The sequence below is a fragment of the uncultured Tissierella sp. genome (assembly GCF_902479755.1).
GTDB classification, from domain to species: domain Bacteria; phylum Bacillota; class Clostridia; order Tissierellales; family Tissierellaceae; genus Tissierella; species Tissierella carlieri.
Genome location: NZ_CABSQO010000038.1, coordinates 17,606 through 34,870 on the forward strand (window position 1 = coordinate 17,606; position 17,265 = coordinate 34,870).

Below are 17,265 nucleotides of genomic sequence, written 5' to 3' on the forward strand. Positions count from 1 at the left end.
ATTCATCATAATTTCAGTATATAGAACTTTTATATTATAATCAATCAAATACTTGATATTAGCAAAAACTATTCTTTTGAAATACATATTATTTAACATTATGCAAGAAAAAAATAAAGACTTGCAAAAATGTACTTGATATTATTTTGAAACTATGCTAGAATTGTTTAAAATATTATTTAATACATTAAAGCAAGGAATTGGAAGGAAAAACCATATAATCGCCGTAAGTCAGTAAATAAACTAGATGAAGTAAGATGAGGCTAGACAAAAAAGAAAAAAGTTATTAGAAATCAGAGAATGCAGTAGTAAGAAAAATAAAATGTTGATTTTTTAAAAAAGAAATATAAAATAAGTAAACTTGCAAAAAAGAACATAACACAAATGAGGGGGAAGAAAAATGATTTACAGTGGCATCGATACTTTAAGACCAAATCTTTTTAAGGAAGCATTTCCTTATTCCGAAATACCAAAAGTAAAATTTAATAATATTCAATTACCAATGGATATTCCAGAAAATATATGGATTACTGATACTACCTTTAGAGATGGACAGCAATCCATGTCATCTATGACAGTAGAGCAAATGGTTAGAATCTATGATTATCTTCATGAGTTAGATAATGACTCAGGCATCATAAGACAAACTGAGTTTTTTTTATATTCTGATAAGGATAGAAAAGCCGTAGAAGAATGTATTAAAAGAGGATATGAGTTTCCACAGATTACTTCTTGGATTAGGGCTAATAAAGAGGATTTTAAATTAGTAAAAGAGATGGGAATTAAAGAAACAGGTATACTTATGTCTTGCTCTGATTATCACATATTTCATAAACTAAATATGACTAGAAGAGAAGCAATGCAGACTTATCTTTCTATTGCTGAGGCCGCTTTGGAAAATGAAATCACTCCAAGATGTCATTTTGAAGATATAACTCGTGCAGATTTCTTTGGATTTGTCGCTCCATTGGCGAAGAATTTAATGGGATTATCTGATAAGTATAAAATACCTGTAAAGATAAGGGCTTGTGATACTTTAGGGGTAGGAATTCCTCATGTTGGAGTAGAGTTACCTAGATCGGTACCTGCTCTTATTCATGGATTAAGATATTATTGTGATGTGCCTTCATCATCTATCGAGTGGCATGGACATAATGATTTTAATTCCGTAGTTGTAAATTCAACTACTTCTTGGTTATTTGGAGGCTCCTCTGTAAATTCTACATTATTTGGAATTGGTGAAAGAACTGGGAATTGTCCATTAGAAGCTATGGTATTTGAATATGCACAAATAAAGGGAACTACTAAGAATATGAATCTTAAAATAATTTCTGATATAGCTGATTATTTTGAGAGAGAATTGAACTATATTGTACCAGCTCGTACACCTTTTGTAGGTAGTGAATTTAATGTCACTAGGGCTGGAATTCATGCAGATGGTATGTTAAAAAATAAAGAAATATATAATAGCTTTGATACTGAAAAAATCTTAGGTAGACCACCAATAGTTGCAGTAAATTCATACTCTGGATTGGCAGGTATTGCTGCTTGGATAAATGGATATTTTAAACTAAGTGATATAAAGAAAATAGATAAAAATGATCAGAGGATTTTGCCAATTAAAAAATGGATGGATGAAGAATATGCTAATGGAAGAACTTCAAATATTGGCAATGATGAGCTTAAGGAATTAGTATTTAAATTTATTCCAAATATATTAGGCAAGGAAGAGACAAAGGCAATTTAGATGTTGATTGGAGGTAAAAAAGATGAAATTAACTGTTGCAGAAAAGATAATAAAGGACCATCTAGTTACTGGAGATTTAATAAGAGGAAGCGAAATAGGATTAAAAATAGATCAAACTCTTACACAGGATTCAACTGGAACTATGGCTTATTTACAGTTTGAGGCCATTGGAGTAGATAGAGTTAAGACAAAAAAATCAGTAGCCTATATTGACCATAATATGCTTCAAACTGGTCCAGAAAATGCAGACGACCATTTATATATTCAGACAGTTGCGAAAAAATATGGAATATATTTTTCAAAGCCAGGAAATGGAATATGTCATCAAGTGCATTTAGAAAGATTTGGAGTACCTGGGGAAACGCTTTTAGGATCTGATAGCCATACACCTACCTGCGGAGGATTAGGAATGTTAGCTATAGGGGCAGGAGGGTTAGATGTGGCTGTAGCAATGGCTGGGGGAGAGTATTATATAACTATGCCTTATATTGTAAAAGTTGGACTAACAGGTAAATTAAATCTTGGTGTATCTGCTAAGGATATTATTCTTGAAGTTTTAAAAAGATATAAGGTAGTAGGTGGACTTAATAAAATATTTGAATATACAGGCGAAGGGGTTAAATCTTTATCTGTCCCAGAAAGAGCAACCATAACTAATATGGGAGCAGAGCTAGGTGCTACAACCTCTATATTTCCTTCTGATGAAATTACTTATGAATTTTTAAAACTTCAAGGAAGGGAGAAGGAATATAGGAATATAGTGGCTGATGATGATGCTTTTTATGACGAAGAAATAGTAATAAATCTTGATGAATTAGAGCCAATGGTAGCTTGTCCTCATAGTCCTGATAACGTAGTTCCAGTATCTACATTAAAAGATATTAAAGTAAATCAAGTAGCAATAGGGAGCTGTACTAATTCATCTTATATGGATCTAATGAAAGTTGCAGAAATTTTAGATGGAAAAACTATATCAGAGGATGTGTCTTTGGTTATTTCTCCAGGTTCAAAACAAGTGTTAAATATGCTTGCTGCAAATGGAGGACTTTCTAAACTTATATCAGCTGGAGCTAGAATACTCGAATCTGGATGTGGTCCCTGCATAGGTATGGGACAGGCTCCAATTACTGACGGTATATCTTTGAGGACATTTAATAGAAATTTCAAAGGAAGATGTGGAACTCTTTCTGCAAATGTATATTTAGTAAGCCCTGAAGTAGCAGCAGTGTCAGCTTTAACGGGATATATTACTAATCCATCAGGTTATATGGAAAATATAAATATATTTATGCCAGAAAGGTTTTTAATAAATGATAATTTAATTGTTAATCCAGCTGATTATGGGGAAGATATAGATATTATCCGTGGACCAAACATTAAACCTTTTCCAAAATCTAAGGAATTAGGAGGAGAGATTAAGGGAAAAGTATTAATTAAAGTGAGAGATGATATAACTACAGATCATATAATGCCTTCTAATGCTAAGCTTTTACCATATAGATCTAATATTCCATATCTATCGGATTACTGTTTAACACCTTGTGACATAGAGTTTCCTAAAAGAGCTAAGGAAAATGGCGGAGGTATTATTGTCGCAGGATTTAACTATGGGCAAGGTTCAAGTCGTGAACATGCAGCTTTAGTTCCAGTATATCTGGGGATTAGGTCTATAATAGCTAAATCCTTTGCAAGAATTCATAAACAAAACTTAATCAATAATGGGATAATTCCTTTAGTGTTCGAGAATGAAGATGATTTTAATGATATAGATATGTTAGATGAATTAGTTATTGAAAATATGCTGGATCAGATTAATGAAGATAAGATTATTGTAAATAATAGAATTAAAAGTAAAGTATATAAATTGATATTAGATATAACTGAAAGGCAAAGAGATATGCTCAAAGCTGGTGGACTTCTAAATATGAAAGGGGAATAATTATGGAACATAATATATCTTTAATTTTAGGAGATGGTATAGGACCAGAAGTTATATCTTCTGTAGTAGAAATTATTGAAGCCACCAATCTTAATATAAATTGGGAAATAGTTAAGGCTGGAGAGAGTTCCATTACAACTTATGGTACACCTCTTCCGGATTATGTACTAAATAGCATAAAGAAAAATAAAGTAGCATTAAAAGGGCCTATAACTACTCCAATAGGTAAAGGATTTAGAAGCGTTAATGTAGGATTGAGACAGAGATTAAATCTCTTTGCAAATATAAGACCAATAAAATCTTATCCTGGTGTTGATGGTTTACATAAAAATGTAGATTTCATCATAGTAAGGGAAAATACAGAGGATCTATATGCAGGTATAGAGCATATGATAGGTGAAGATGCGGCTGAGAGTATCAAAATAATAACTAGAAAAGCAAGTGAAAGGATATGTAGATATGCTTTTGAATTGGCAAAGAAGGAAGGAAGAAAAAAAGTCACACTAGCCCATAAAGCCAATATTATGAAATTATCCGATGGTTTATTTCTAGAATGTGGAAGAAAGATTTCAGAAGAGTATAAGGATATAGAATTTGAAGACATAATAATAGATGCTATGTGTATGAAACTTGTTCAATCACCAAGTGATTATGATATAATCGTTGCACCCAATCTATATGGTGATATATTATCTGATTTATCAGCAGGATTTATAGGTGGATTAGGGTTAGCCCCTGGAGCTAATATAGGAGAAGGAATTGCAGTGTTTGAGCCAGTTCATGGATCAGCACCAGACATTGCAGGAAAGAATATAGCAAACCCTACTTCAGCAATATTATCTGGAATAATGATGTTGAAACATATAGGTGAGCTTGAAGCTGCAATTAGAATAGAGAAAGCTTTGGCTTTTACATTGGAGAATAAAGATAGTAAGACAATAGATCTAGGAGGAAATCTAGGAACTAAAGAATTTACAGAAGAGATTATTAAGCATCTGGAGGTGTCATAAATGGAAAAGAAATTTAGAAAGGTATTAGTTGCCAATAGAGGAGAAATAGCAATAAGGATATTTAGAGCTTGTAATGAGCTTGGAATAAGGACCGTGGCTATTTATTCTAATGAAGATAAGAACTCCTTATTTAGAACGAAAGCTGATGAGTCTTATTTAATAGGAAGAAATAAAGGACCTATAGAAGCATATTTGAATATAGATGAAATTATTAAATTGTCATTGAAAAAAGGAGTAGATGCTATCCATCCAGGTTATGGATTTTTATCTGAGAATCCAGAGTTAGCAAGGAAATGTAAAGAGGTAGGCATTGAATTTATAGGGCCAACACATGAGATGATGGATAGTCTAGGGGATAAGATAAAGTCTAAAAAGGTAGCACATAGTGTTGGAGTACCAACTATCCCAGGAATTGAAAAAGCAGTAGCTTCTGAAGAAGAAGCAATAGAGTTTGCTAGATTTGCTGGATATCCTGTTATACTTAAAGCAGCTGCTGGTGGTGGTGGTAGAGGCATGAGAGTAGTAAGAGATGAAAAGGATTTAATAAGGGAATACCATAGTGCAAAAAATGAAGCTAAAAAAGCTTTTGGTATTGATGATATATTTATTGAAAAATATCTTGAAAAACCAAAGCATATAGAAGTTCAGATATTAGGAGATAAATATGGAAATATAGTTCATTTATTTGAGAGGGATTGCTCTATACAGAGAAGACACCAAAAGGTTATTGAATATACTCCTGCATTTTCTATTACAGAAGAGCAAAGGCAAAATATATGTAATGATGCAGTTAAAATAGCGAAGGCTGTTAATTATAGAAATGCTGGGACTGTTGAATTCTTATTAGATAAACATGGAAATCACTATTTTATTGAGGTAAATCCTAGGATACAGGTAGAACATACTGTATCTGAGATGGTTACAGGAATTGATATAGTCCAGTCACAAATTTTAATAGCTCAGGGATATTCTCTGGATTCTGATGAAATAGGAATTAAAGGACAGGAAAGCATACAAATAAGAGGCTATGCAATACAATGTAGAGTTACTACAGAGGATCCATTAAATAACTTCGCTCCAGATACAGGTTATATAGATATATATAGAACTGGTTCTGGATTTGGTATTAGACTTGATGGAGGTAGTGGATTTACTGGCGCAAACATTAGCCCCTATTATGATAGTCTTTTAGTAAAGGTAACTTCCTGGTCTAGGACTTTTGAAGATGCTGCAAGAAAAGTAAAAAGAGCATTAAAGGAAGTAAAAATTAGAGGAGTAAAGACTAATATTCCTTTTTTAATAAATGTATTAAATCATGAGGAGTTTTTAAATGGAAAATGTGATACTGGATTTATTTCTCATAATCCAGAATTATTTGATATTACTGCAAAGGTGGATATTGAACTAAAGGTTCTAAACTTTATAGGAGAAAAGGTAGTAAATGAAACTATAGGTAATAAACCAGATTTTGATATTCCAAGGGTACCGAAGGTAAATAGACCTAGGAACCAATACGGTACTAAGCAAATATTAGATGAAAAAGGTCCTGAAGGTTTAGTAGAATGGATTAAAGATAGTAAATCTCTGTTAATTACAGATACTACATTAAGGGATGCACATCAATCTCTGATGGCTACTAGAATGAGAACTGCTGATATGCATAGAATCTCTAAAGCTATTTCAGTATTAGGAAAAGATTTATTTTCTTTAGAAATGTGGGGAGGAGCAACCTTTGATGTGGCTTATAGGTTTTTAAAAGAATCTCCTTGGGAAAGATTAGAAGTCCTAAGAAAGAAAATACCTAATGTATTGTTCCAAATGCTTCTAAGAGGTGCCAACGCAGTAGGATATAGAAATTACCCAGATAATGTAATTAGGGAGTTCGTAAGAGAAGCTGCTGAAAAGGGTATAGATGTTTTTAGAATATTTGACTCACTGAATTGGATAAAGGGTATGGAAGTAGCTATAGATGAAGTGTTGAAGGTAGGAAAAGTAGCGGAAGCCTGTATCTGTTATACTGGAGATATTTTAGATAAATCAAAGACTAAATATAACTTGGATTATTATATAAAGACTGCTAAGGAAATAGAAAAAACGGGAGCCCATATACTAGGGATTAAAGATATGTCCTCCTTATTAAAACCTCAAGCAGCCTATGAATTAGTTAAGGCATTAAAATCAGAGATTAGTATTCCTATTCATCTTCATACCCATGATACCAGTGGAAATGGAATAGCAACAGTACTAATGGCAGCTCATGCTGGTGTAGATATAGTAGATACTGCATTTAATAGCATGGCAGGTTTAACATCTCAACCTGCATTAAATTCTGTAGTTGCAGCTTTGGAACATACAGATAGATGTACAGGATTAAATTTAGATGATTTACAAGTTATTTCTGACTATTGGAGTACAATAAGGCCAATATATAGTCAATTTGAATCGGGATTAAAATCAGGAACTGCAGAAATATATAAATATGAAATTCCAGGAGGACAATATTCCAACCTTAAACCTCAGGTTGAGAGCTTTGGATTAGGTCATAGATTTGATGATGTAAAAGAAATGTATAGAGTTGTTAATGAAATGCTTGGAGATATTGTAAAGGTAACACCAACTTCCAAGGTTGTAGGAGATATGGCTATATTTATGGTGCAAAATGACTTAACTCCAGAAAATATCTATGATAAAGCTAAGGATATGGCATTTCCAGATTCAGTAGTTTCATATTTTCAAGGTATGATGGGTCAACCCATGGGGGGATTCCCTGAGAGGCTTCAAAAACTGGTATTAAGAGGTGAAGAGCCTATTACCTGTAGACCAGGAGAATTACTTCCTCCTGAGGACTTTGAAAAAATTGAAGAGTATCTAAGTGAGAAATATAATATAATTCCACAAAGGAAAGACTTATTATCTTATTCCCTATACCCTAAGGTTTTCGAGGATTATCTAAAGTATGTTGAAGAGCATGGAGACTTTAGTAGAATGGGCAGCGATATATTCTTTTATGGTTTAAGGGAAGGTGAAACTGGAGAAGTAGAAGTAGAAGAGGGTAAGGTTTTAGTCATTAAGCTCCTGGAAATAGGTAGATTAGATGATAGAGGATATAGAACTTTATATTTCGAAGTCAATGATAGTAGAAGGGCTATAAAAATACTTGATAAGGCAAGTAATATTGTGAAGGAAGGAGCCTTTACAATACAGATGGCAGACCCTGAAAATAAATTGGAGATTGGATCAAGTATTCCGGGAACAGTAGCAAAGATTCTAATAAAAGCTGGTGAGAAAGTTATAGAAGGCCAATTAGTTGCAATAATTGAAGCCATGAAGATGGAAACGCAAATTACTGCAGCTACTGCGGGTACTGTAAGCTCAATAGCTGTTAAGGAAGGTCAAAATGTAGAAGCTGGTGAACTTTTGATAAGATTAGAATAGGAAATATAAAAGGTTAGGCTAAATAATTAGCTTAACCTTTTAATAATTTATTCTAAAAAAGCATAGCAAGATTGGAGAAAATTATGTAGAATATACAGAATGGGATATTTTTGTAAAGGATGTGCAAATAAATGGATATAAAAAAAGATAGATATAAAGGAATTATTTTAGCTGCAATTGCTTCGACAATGTGGAGCACAGGCGGTATATTTGTTAAATTAGTAGATTGGAATCCAGTATCAATATCAGGATTGAGAAGCTTTATAGCTGCATTAGTGATGCTGACCTATATAAAGAAACCCAAATTTACAAAAACAAAGCCACAGGTTTTAGGAGCTATAACTACTTGTACCACTATGTTATGTTTTATTATGGCAAATAAATTGACTACATCAGCAAATGCAATATTATTACAATATACAGCCCCTATTTTTGTGGCAATTCTAGGAGTATGGATTTTAAAGGAAAAAATTCGATGGTATGATATTCTTTCAATTACAGTTGTATTTTTAGGAATGATATTATTTTTCATAGATAATGTGAATATAGGAAATACATTAGGTAATATTATAGCTATATTATCAGGATTTTCTTTGGCATGTATGACCATATCACTTAGATTACAAAAAGATGGTTCAGCTATAGACACTACATTTTTTGGAAATATTTTGACATTTATTATAGCAATACCCTTCTTTATATTTAACCCATTACCAGATATCAAAAGTATTATTATAATCCTTATAATGGGAGTATTTCAACTTGGCATTCCTTATATATTCTATGTAAATTCAACAAAATATCTTACTGCATTAGAGGCTATTTTAATTACTGTTATGGAGCCTTTGCTAAATCCATTATGGGTATATATTTTTGCAGGTGAAAAGCCTGGGACATATGCTATCATAGGTGGTATAGTGGTTATAGTTACTGTATTATTAAGAGGAATTTATGTATCTAAGTTGGAAAGTGTGGAGGAATAAGATACTAAAATAAGTAGAGCATTTGTTCCAATTTTAAATTTATATAATATTAAATAGATGTAAAAAAGAAGGAGTTTAATTACTAATATAGAATATATAACAATGGGGGATTATTTTGGAAAAATGGGAGTATAAGACTATTAAAGTTGAACCTAGAGGTATGATGGGAGGTATACTAGAGATAGAGGAATTTGATTATGAGCTTAATAAATTGGGGGAGCAAGGATGGGAACTAGTATCTTGTTTTTCGACAAATGCCAGTAATGGCTATAGCAGAGAAGCAATAGCTGTCTTCAAAAGAAGAAAATAGTATTAGGCAAAAAATATAGGGAAATTTGTTGGGAGTAATATGCAAAACAATATCATAGTTGTAAACATAAATAAACTTAAAGAACTTATAACAATGGCTTTAGACCTTTGGCTAGATAATACATATGAAGGTCTCAGGGCAGAGATACTAAAGTTAATAGGTGGAGGTAAGATATTTTGCTAAAGTAAAAAGTTGGTAAATTTTTGAGAAATAGGTAAGATTTTTAGAATTTTGTTGTCATAGATGGATCTGTTATAATTGGACTAAATTAGTAAACCTTCGTATTACAAGGTTTTATCTAAGTTAGTCTATTTTTAAATTATAAATTATAAGAAAAGCTTTTAAAGTTACATTAAAGGCAGCTTTTCTTGAAACTCATTTAGGTCATAACAAGTTCTTGATATGAGACATTAAAGAAGAACTTTCCTATTGATTGTAAAAAATATGAACCTAATTAGAAGTTATTACAATATATAGATGAGAGGCCGATCAATGTATAATATTTTTTAAGAAAGGTTAAGGCAGAGGAGGGGATAAGGGATTGGATGTTGCAGAGTTAACTCATTTAATTGAAAGCCATGGTAAGGATGTGTATGGATTTTGTTGTAAATTGACAATGGATAAACATCAAGCAGATGATTTATATCAGGAAACCTTTTTGAAAGCGTTAGAGTTATGCCATAAAATAGATAGAAACAAAAATCCAAAGAGCTTTCTCATAGCTATTGCAGCAAATATGTGGAAGAATCAGAATCGAAAATTTGGTTGGAGGCATAGGATTGCAAAGATAGTAGAATTTAAAGATGATTTTGATAATGAGTCATACATGATTGATACTACAACACCAGAACTTGTAGCCATAAATAATGAAGCTTATACGATGGTTGATAGAGCTTCAGCATCGTTAAATGATAAATTGAAAATACCTTTATATATGTACTACAATACTGGATTATCGATTGAAGATATTGCATCCGCACTCAAAATTCCAACTGGAACTGTAAAGAGTAGGCTTTATAAAGCTAGGAAATTAATTAAAGAATATATGGAGGTCAATGGATATGAAGGATTTTGAAAAATTAGACAAAATGTTATGGCAAGTCCTTTCTTCAGATAATGAACCAGATGACAGCTTGAATCGAAAAATTATAAATAAGATAGGGGAGAGAAATAGGATGAAAGGTATAAATAAAAGGAGATTATCGGTATCAGCTATGGTTGCTATACTTATAGTAGCAACATCTATTTCAGCATTTGCAGCATGGAAGTTACTAACACCTAAGGAAATTGCAGAGAATTTAGGGGATAATGGACTTGCCCTTGCTTTTGAAGGTGAAGGAGCTGTATCTATAGATCAGACTCAGACTATTGGAGATTATAAGATAACCTTAATGGGAATAGTATCTGGTAAAGAAATCAGTGATTTTAAACACTCTGCAGAAGAAATATTTCCAAATAGAACATATTCAGTACTCGCTATTTCCAAGGTAGACGGAACACCAATGCCTGATTCCCGTGATCCATTATATGATGAAATATCATTTCTTGTTTCACCTTTTATAAAAGGACATCACCCGAAAGACCTTAATATTTTTACAATGAATGGTGGAGCAAGCTGGTTTGTAAAAGATGGGATAATGTATAGGACCATGGAATGTGATGATATAGAAGTTTTTGCAGACAGAGGCTTGTACATTGCTGTTATGGATAATTTCGATATTACTAATGCCTATAAGTTTAATGCAGAGACAGGTGAAATCAGTCGTAATACAGATTATGAAGGAATCAACGCTTTATTTGATTTACCCATAGATCCATCAAAAGGAAATTATGAGGAAGCAGAGAAGTATATTCAGACATTGCTAAGAAATCAGGAGACATCAGATGAAGAATCAATGAATGAAGAACTAATAGATATTGAAGCTTTATTAAAAGATGCTGTATTAATACCAGAATCGGTACAGAAAGTGGTTCCTGACAAGGAGGGTATGATTAATTACTACTTTGCTGAACATAAACTTAAAGCAGATATTAATAGTTTATTTGAAGAAGGTCAAGTAGGCTTCTCTGACAGTAGATTTATGGATGATGACAATATCCTTGTTTTTTCGAGAGATGCTGATGGAGTCATTACAGTTATGACCTATAGAAAAAATAATTAATGTATTGGTTAGTGTGAACAATATATTATCATTAGCAAGATAGTTCCTTAGTCCTCCCTAAATATCATATTGAATGAATCAATAAAATACTATATTATAATCCTATAGTTAATTGTGAAAGAGAGGACTGAAGATGCTAAAATCAAACGTAGGAGAATTAGCTGCATTAGCCACTGCCTTTTGTTGGTCATTAAGTGCTACGGCATTTGAATTATCAGGAAAAAAAGTGGGATCATTATCAGTAAATTATATTCGATTAGTTACAGGCTTTATATTCATTAGTGTATTTACCTTTTTTACTAGAGGATATTTTCTACCTATTGATGCAACATCAAAAAATTGGATATTTTTAAGTATATCTGGATTAATAGGGTTTTTTATAGGTGATTTATTTTTATTTCAATCCTATCTAGAGGTGGGTTCCAGAGTATCTATGCTGATAATGGCCACATCTCCACCTATTGCGGCATTACTTGGATTTATTATTTTTGGTGAAAAGCTAAGATTAATTAGTATTCTTGGAATGGCAATAACACTCCTTGGAATAGCAATAGTTATATTGAGTAAAAATCCTGATGAGAAAAAGATAAAAGTAACCCATTCGGTAAAGGGACTTACTTATGCATTTTTAGGTTCTCTTGGACAATCGGTAGGACTAATATTTAGTAAAATAGGTATGGGAGAATATAACCCCTTTGCAGCAACTCAGATACGTATAATAGCTGGATTTATAAGTTTTACAATATTGTTTATATATTTGAAAAAATGGGATGACTTGAAGTTAGCGTTAAAAGATAAAAAGGCAATGTTGGGAATTACTATAGGGTCTATATTTGGACCCTTTGTTGGAGTATCATTATCATTACTATCCTTGCAATATACTTCAGCGGGAATATCATCTACGATAACTTCAATAGTTCCAGTAACTATAATACCATTATCAATGTTAGTTTTTAAAGAGAAGATAAAACTTAAAGAAATACTAGGGGCGATAACAACCGTTGCAGGTGTAGCAGTATTATTTTTATTTTAAAAGGTGGAGCATTGCTCCACCTCAGGCTATCGACATTCATATGCCGATAGCCTTTTTGTATGAATGGTGTTATAATGTAGATAACATTTTTCGGATAATATGCAAACTAGTTAAATTAATATCATATTTAAACTGTAGAAAAGAAATGTTTGGTATAATATACTAATTTTACGACGTAACGAACAAATTTTATATTATCTTGTGATGGATATTAAAGAGGAGGGTCTATGCAAATGAAAACTATGCTGAAAATTATGCGAATGCGTAAAAATGAAATTCCTGATGATATATTGCCTTTGTTTGAACACATTGTTCAAACATATAAAGGAGACGAATGCGATGAAAAATTTATAAAAGCGATGGAAGAGCAGCTCACCAAGGAGCAACGCTTCCGGCTATACGAGCAAAACGGAAGTTGTAGCGGTACTGGGTACGATAAAGAACGCAAAGCCTTCGCACTTGAACACGCTGACAAGCCCCTTGCCGAAAGGCTGGAACTATTTACAAATACCTTTGGTAGAACAGCTGTTTTGAATGATGATAATACAATCACAGTCACTTTTGCCTGTAACCATGGATACTACAAGCATGCCCCAAAAGGAATGTTTCGATTTCCGGCATCAATTGAAACATATTTTGAAAGATGCGCAGGTGGGCGTTTGTATGAATACCAAAAAGCATTGGGAATAAAACTGAAGATTAAGTCAGTTGATGTGTCTCCCCTTAGCGAAAATATTGTAAACCCCGTTGTATTTACGTTTGAGATAGTGGATTAATAACACACTTACCGAGCAAGCACAATTACATTTTATGGTTTGAAGCTACAGCAGGAAATTTTCATGATTCAGCAGTTTTTCCGTTGTTGTATAACAAACTTAGAGAAAAGTATGACGGAATTAAGAATGTAATTGTTGATGCTAGTTATAAAATCCCTACAATCGCTAAAATGATTATTGACGATGGCAAAACACCTATCATGCCGTACGATGGTCTAACCCCTTTACTTTCTCGCTTGTTTGTGTCAATATTTGAAGTTCTTGAAGAAATTTATAACGAAATTGTAATGGCTTCTTGATTTTTAGCAAACCAAGAAGCCATTAGTCAACAATCTAAGGTGGAGCATTGCTCCACCTTAGATTGTTTAATTTATATTATTTTCTAAAAATATTTTTTAAATTCATTATATTCCTTTATACCTGAGATACGCATCTTATTATTGATAATAAAAGTTGGGACAGAGGTTATCTTATATTCTACAGCCAGTTTATAATCTTCCATAAGTTTATCAGTATATTTTCCAGAATCTATAGCTTCATTCATTTCTGATATATTTAAACCTATAATTTTAGCGATTTCATTTAACACATTTTTATCAGCGACATTTAAACCAAGGGTAAAGTATGCTTTAAATACTGCTTCAGAATATTGAGTATACTTATTTTGATCCTTAGCATAATATCCGCCTAAGTGAGCTCTCCTAGTGTTAAACTTACTATTGATATTGTTATATTCAATATCTAGATCTTCTCCTAACATGGATAAATATTTTAAAGAATTTACTACATATTCCCTTGGATATACATCAAATAGATTCATTCCTTCTAAAGGAGTATTGGGATCTAGTTCAAATGGTATCCATTCTATATTATATTCTATTCCATCTTTTTTAAGTTTTTCGACTAAACCTAATCCAAAGTAGCAAAATGGTCATGCGAAATCTGAAAATGCTCTTATATTATACATAAATAATCCCCTCTCTATATTTTATAATATGTTTTATATTATATTTATACCCAAATTAGTATATTAAAGCCCATAAGGCATGAATAATAAATAAGCTATATCTAAAAGTGTACATGGTTTTGAAATCATGAGATTTATGATATACTAAATATCATAAATAAATTTCAGGAGGAAATTATGTTATTTAGTAGTCTTATTTTCTTATTTGTTTTTTTACCATCAGTAATTTTGCTCTATTATATATCTCCAAGGAAGTTGAGAAATTCAGTACTATTGATATTTAGCTTGTTTTTTTATGGATATGGAGAACCAAAGTATTTAATTATTATGCTTCTATCCATATTTGTGAATTATTTAATGGGACTATTTGTAGATAAGTATAGAAATGAAAAGAAGATAGCTAGATTTATTATATTTTTATCTGTATTTATCAATCTTTTTATTATTGGATATTATAAATATACTAATTTTATAGTAAAGAATATTAATCAAATATTTAATTCATCACTTCCTTTACTTAATATTGTAATGCCTATTGGAATTTCGTTCTTTACATTCCAAGGATTAAGTTATGTTATAGATGTCTATCGTGGTGATGGTAAAGTTCAGAGAAATCCGTTTAATGTTGCTTTGTATATATCTCTTTTTCCACAATTAATTGCTGGTCCAATTGTAAGATATGAAACAGTAGCAGAGCAAATAGACGATAGAACTGAAAGCTTAGAAGGTTTCTCTTATGGAATTGAAAGATTCATATTAGGTTTAAGTAAAAAAGTTTTAATCGCTAATAATGTAGGTTTTATTGCCGATGAAATATTTAAGCTTCAAACATCAGATTTGTCTGTAATCCTTGCATGGATTGGAATAATATCATATACTGCACAAATTTACTTTGATTTTTCAGGATATTCAGATATGGCAATTGGGCTAGGGCATATGTTTGGATTTGAATTTTTGGAGAACTTCAATTATCCATATATCTCTAGATCTATTACTGAATTTTGGAGACGTTGGCATATATCTCTAAGTACTTGGTTTAGAGATTATGTTTATATACCTTTAGGAGGTAATAGAGTAAGTAAAAGTAAATTTTTAAGAAATATATTTATAGTGTGGTTTCTAACTGGATTGTGGCATGGAGCAGCTTGGAACTTTATTCTTTGGGGATTATATTATGGATTTATATTAGTATTAGAAAAGATGTTTGTTGGAGAATATATTGAAAAATTAAAGAGACCATTTCAACATATATATACAATGTTTTTTGTAATTATAGGATGGTTACTTTTTAGATCTGAAACCATTTCATATGCTAAAGATTATCTTATGGCTATGTTTGGCATAGGTGGACAAGGATTGATCAGTTCACAAGGAATATATTATTTAATTGAATACAAATATCTATTTATAATAGCTATAATAGCATCTATTCCAGTCTATCCTGCTATTCAGAAGAGATTAGATAAGATGTCAAATTCATGGATTAAAGTATTAATCATTGATTATGTAAAGCCGTTTTTTATTATAGCATTATTTTTACTATGCATTATGTATTTGATAAATTCAACATTCAACCCATTTATTTACTTTAGATTTTAGAGGTGTTTTAATGAAAAGTCTTAAAAAATATTACCTGATAGTTTCTTTTCTGTTTATAATTTATTTAGGCATATTTATGACTATAATTACAGAAGATGAGAAAGTATCTATACTTGAGAATAGAACATTAGCAAATGCCCCATTCTTTACCAGAGAGTCCTTACTAAGTGGAGAATATTTTAAAGGGTGGGAAACTTATTTAACAGACCATATTTATGGTAGGGATTATTGGATTGAGAAATATATTTTTCTAAATATGTCCATTTTAAATAAAAGTGATATTAATAAAATTGTAATGGCTAAAGAAGGAAATCTATTACCATTTATACCGTTTAATACAAATCATGATTTTAAATTTTATAGTGAAAAAATTAATACTATGGCTGATAATATTCGTGATCTTGATAAATATATTAGGGAATATGGCGGACATTTTTTATTTGTTGGTATTCCAGAGCAGGCTTCTTATTTGAGAAGCAAATATCCAGATTATTATCGTAACAATGAAGAGTATTTAAATAATAATGAAACAATTATATTTAAAGCATTAAAAGAAAACAAGATCAATTATATTAATATGACTGAAAAATATAGACAAGATCTTAGGGAAGATTATTATTTTAAAACTGATCATCATTATACATTTAGAGGAGCATATAAGGCTTATACAGAGATAATTCAAAATTTAATCGATAAAGTTAGGATAGATAATGTTAGATTGCCTTTGACAGAAGACGAAATAGATTTCACTACTCTTCCTAATCCGATTTTAGGAAGTAGAAATAGAAAACTAGCTTATCTATATCCTACAGATGAAAAGATAGAAATTGGTTATCCTATTGAAAAAATCTCATATGAGAAGCTCACAAATGGACAATTGGATCCTGATTTCTATCAAATTAATAAGGACAATGATGGAAGACCTACCTATAATGTATTTATGGGGGGAGATCATGCAGAAACTGTTATCAAAACTAATAGAAAAGATCTGCCTAATTTATTGATTTTTGGTGACTCTTTTACGAATGCAATGGAACCACTACTTTACTATCATTTTAATGAAACTCGAATATTGGATTTAAGACATTATAAAGATAAGAGCTTATATGATTATATTAAAGAGCATAAGCCTGATGTTGTTCTTATGATTAGAGATGATTTAAATTATGGTACTTTGGAGGGTAATGGAAAATTTGATTAGATTAATAAATATTTTAAAAGTCTTAATGATATTCATTAAGGCTTTTTCTTGTTTATGAATACCACCCGCTAAGCGGGTGGTTCCAAAGAGCTTTCAGCGGTGA

The 17,265-nt window shown here is 31.5% G+C and carries 13 protein-coding genes and 1 pseudogene; 13 read left to right on the forward strand and 1 reads right to left on the reverse strand.

Going from position 1 to position 17,265, the window contains the following annotated elements; all coding sequences use genetic code 11:
• The first annotated feature begins 400 nt into the window (after positions 1–400).
• The 11 genes from RDK80_RS16395 (at position 401) to RDK80_RS16445 (ending at position 13,395) form a co-directional block, all read left to right on the forward strand.
• Positions 401–1,747: a 2-isopropylmalate synthase gene (locus RDK80_RS16395; RefSeq protein WP_308524890.1), complete on the forward strand. Its 1,347-nt coding sequence runs from the start codon at positions 401–403 to the stop codon at positions 1,745–1,747.
• Positions 1,748–1,769: 22 nt separating this feature from the next.
• Positions 1,770–3,686: an aconitate hydratase gene (locus RDK80_RS16400; protein WP_308524891.1), complete on the forward strand. Its 1,917-nt coding sequence runs from the start codon at positions 1,770–1,772 to the stop codon at positions 3,684–3,686.
• A gap of 2 nt (positions 3,687–3,688) precedes the next feature.
• Positions 3,689–4,696, forward strand: a complete 1,008-nt coding sequence (locus tag RDK80_RS16405; protein ID WP_308524892.1) for an isocitrate/isopropylmalate dehydrogenase family protein — start codon at positions 3,689–3,691, stop codon at positions 4,694–4,696.
• On the forward strand, positions 4,697–8,131 hold the full coding sequence (locus RDK80_RS16410; protein WP_256310921.1) for a pyruvate carboxylase: 3,435 nt from the start codon (positions 4,697–4,699) through the stop codon (positions 8,129–8,131).
• A 131-nt stretch (positions 8,132–8,262) separates the two neighbouring features.
• Complete coding sequence (locus RDK80_RS16415; RefSeq protein WP_308524893.1) at positions 8,263–9,114, forward strand: DMT family transporter; 852 nt, start codon at positions 8,263–8,265, stop codon at positions 9,112–9,114.
• A 115-nt stretch (positions 9,115–9,229) separates the two neighbouring features.
• Positions 9,230–9,424, forward strand: a complete 195-nt coding sequence (locus RDK80_RS16420) for a DUF4177 domain-containing protein (RefSeq protein WP_094903756.1) — start codon at positions 9,230–9,232, stop codon at positions 9,422–9,424.
• A 39-nt stretch (positions 9,425–9,463) separates the two neighbouring features.
• The gene (locus RDK80_RS16425; protein ID WP_256310919.1) at positions 9,464–9,607 is read left to right on the forward strand and encodes a hypothetical protein; all 144 of its coding nucleotides are present in this window, start codon (positions 9,464–9,466) and stop codon (positions 9,605–9,607) included.
• Between the two features lie 358 nt (positions 9,608–9,965).
• Entirely contained in the window at positions 9,966–10,499 is a 534-nt protein-coding gene (locus RDK80_RS16430; protein WP_256310918.1) for a sigma-70 family RNA polymerase sigma factor, read from the forward strand.
• The gene (locus tag RDK80_RS16435; RefSeq protein ID WP_308524894.1) at positions 10,486–11,586 is read left to right on the forward strand and encodes a hypothetical protein; all 1,101 of its coding nucleotides are present in this window, start codon (positions 10,486–10,488) and stop codon (positions 11,584–11,586) included. The genes RDK80_RS16430 and RDK80_RS16435 overlap by 14 nt, the downstream gene beginning before the upstream one ends.
• Positions 11,587–11,719: 133 nt before the next feature.
• Positions 11,720–12,619 carry a DMT family transporter gene (locus RDK80_RS16440; protein ID WP_256310916.1) on the forward strand — a complete coding sequence of 300 codons (900 nt, stop codon included), beginning with the start codon at positions 11,720–11,722 and terminating at the stop codon, positions 12,617–12,619.
• 233 nt (positions 12,620–12,852) lie between these two features.
• Entirely contained in the window at positions 12,853–13,395 is a 543-nt protein-coding gene (locus RDK80_RS16445; protein ID WP_216559758.1) for a hypothetical protein, read from the forward strand.
• Between the two features lie 382 nt (positions 13,396–13,777).
• Here the strand turns inward: RDK80_RS16445 and RDK80_RS16450 are convergent.
• Positions 13,778–14,314: pseudogene (locus tag RDK80_RS16450) on the reverse strand (DsbA family protein); the annotation flags it as partial.
• 225 nt (positions 14,315–14,539) lie between these two features.
• Here RDK80_RS16450 and RDK80_RS16455 point away from each other — a divergent pair.
• Both RDK80_RS16455 and RDK80_RS16460 read left to right on the forward strand, forming a co-directional pair.
• Positions 14,540–15,961, forward strand: a complete 1,422-nt coding sequence (locus RDK80_RS16455; RefSeq protein ID WP_308524895.1) for an MBOAT family protein — start codon at positions 14,540–14,542, stop codon at positions 15,959–15,961.
• Positions 15,962–15,971: 10 nt separating this feature from the next.
• The gene (locus RDK80_RS16460; protein ID WP_216559752.1) at positions 15,972–17,162 is read left to right on the forward strand and encodes a DHHW family protein; all 1,191 of its coding nucleotides are present in this window, start codon (positions 15,972–15,974) and stop codon (positions 17,160–17,162) included.
• Positions 17,163–17,265 lie beyond the last annotated feature (103 nt).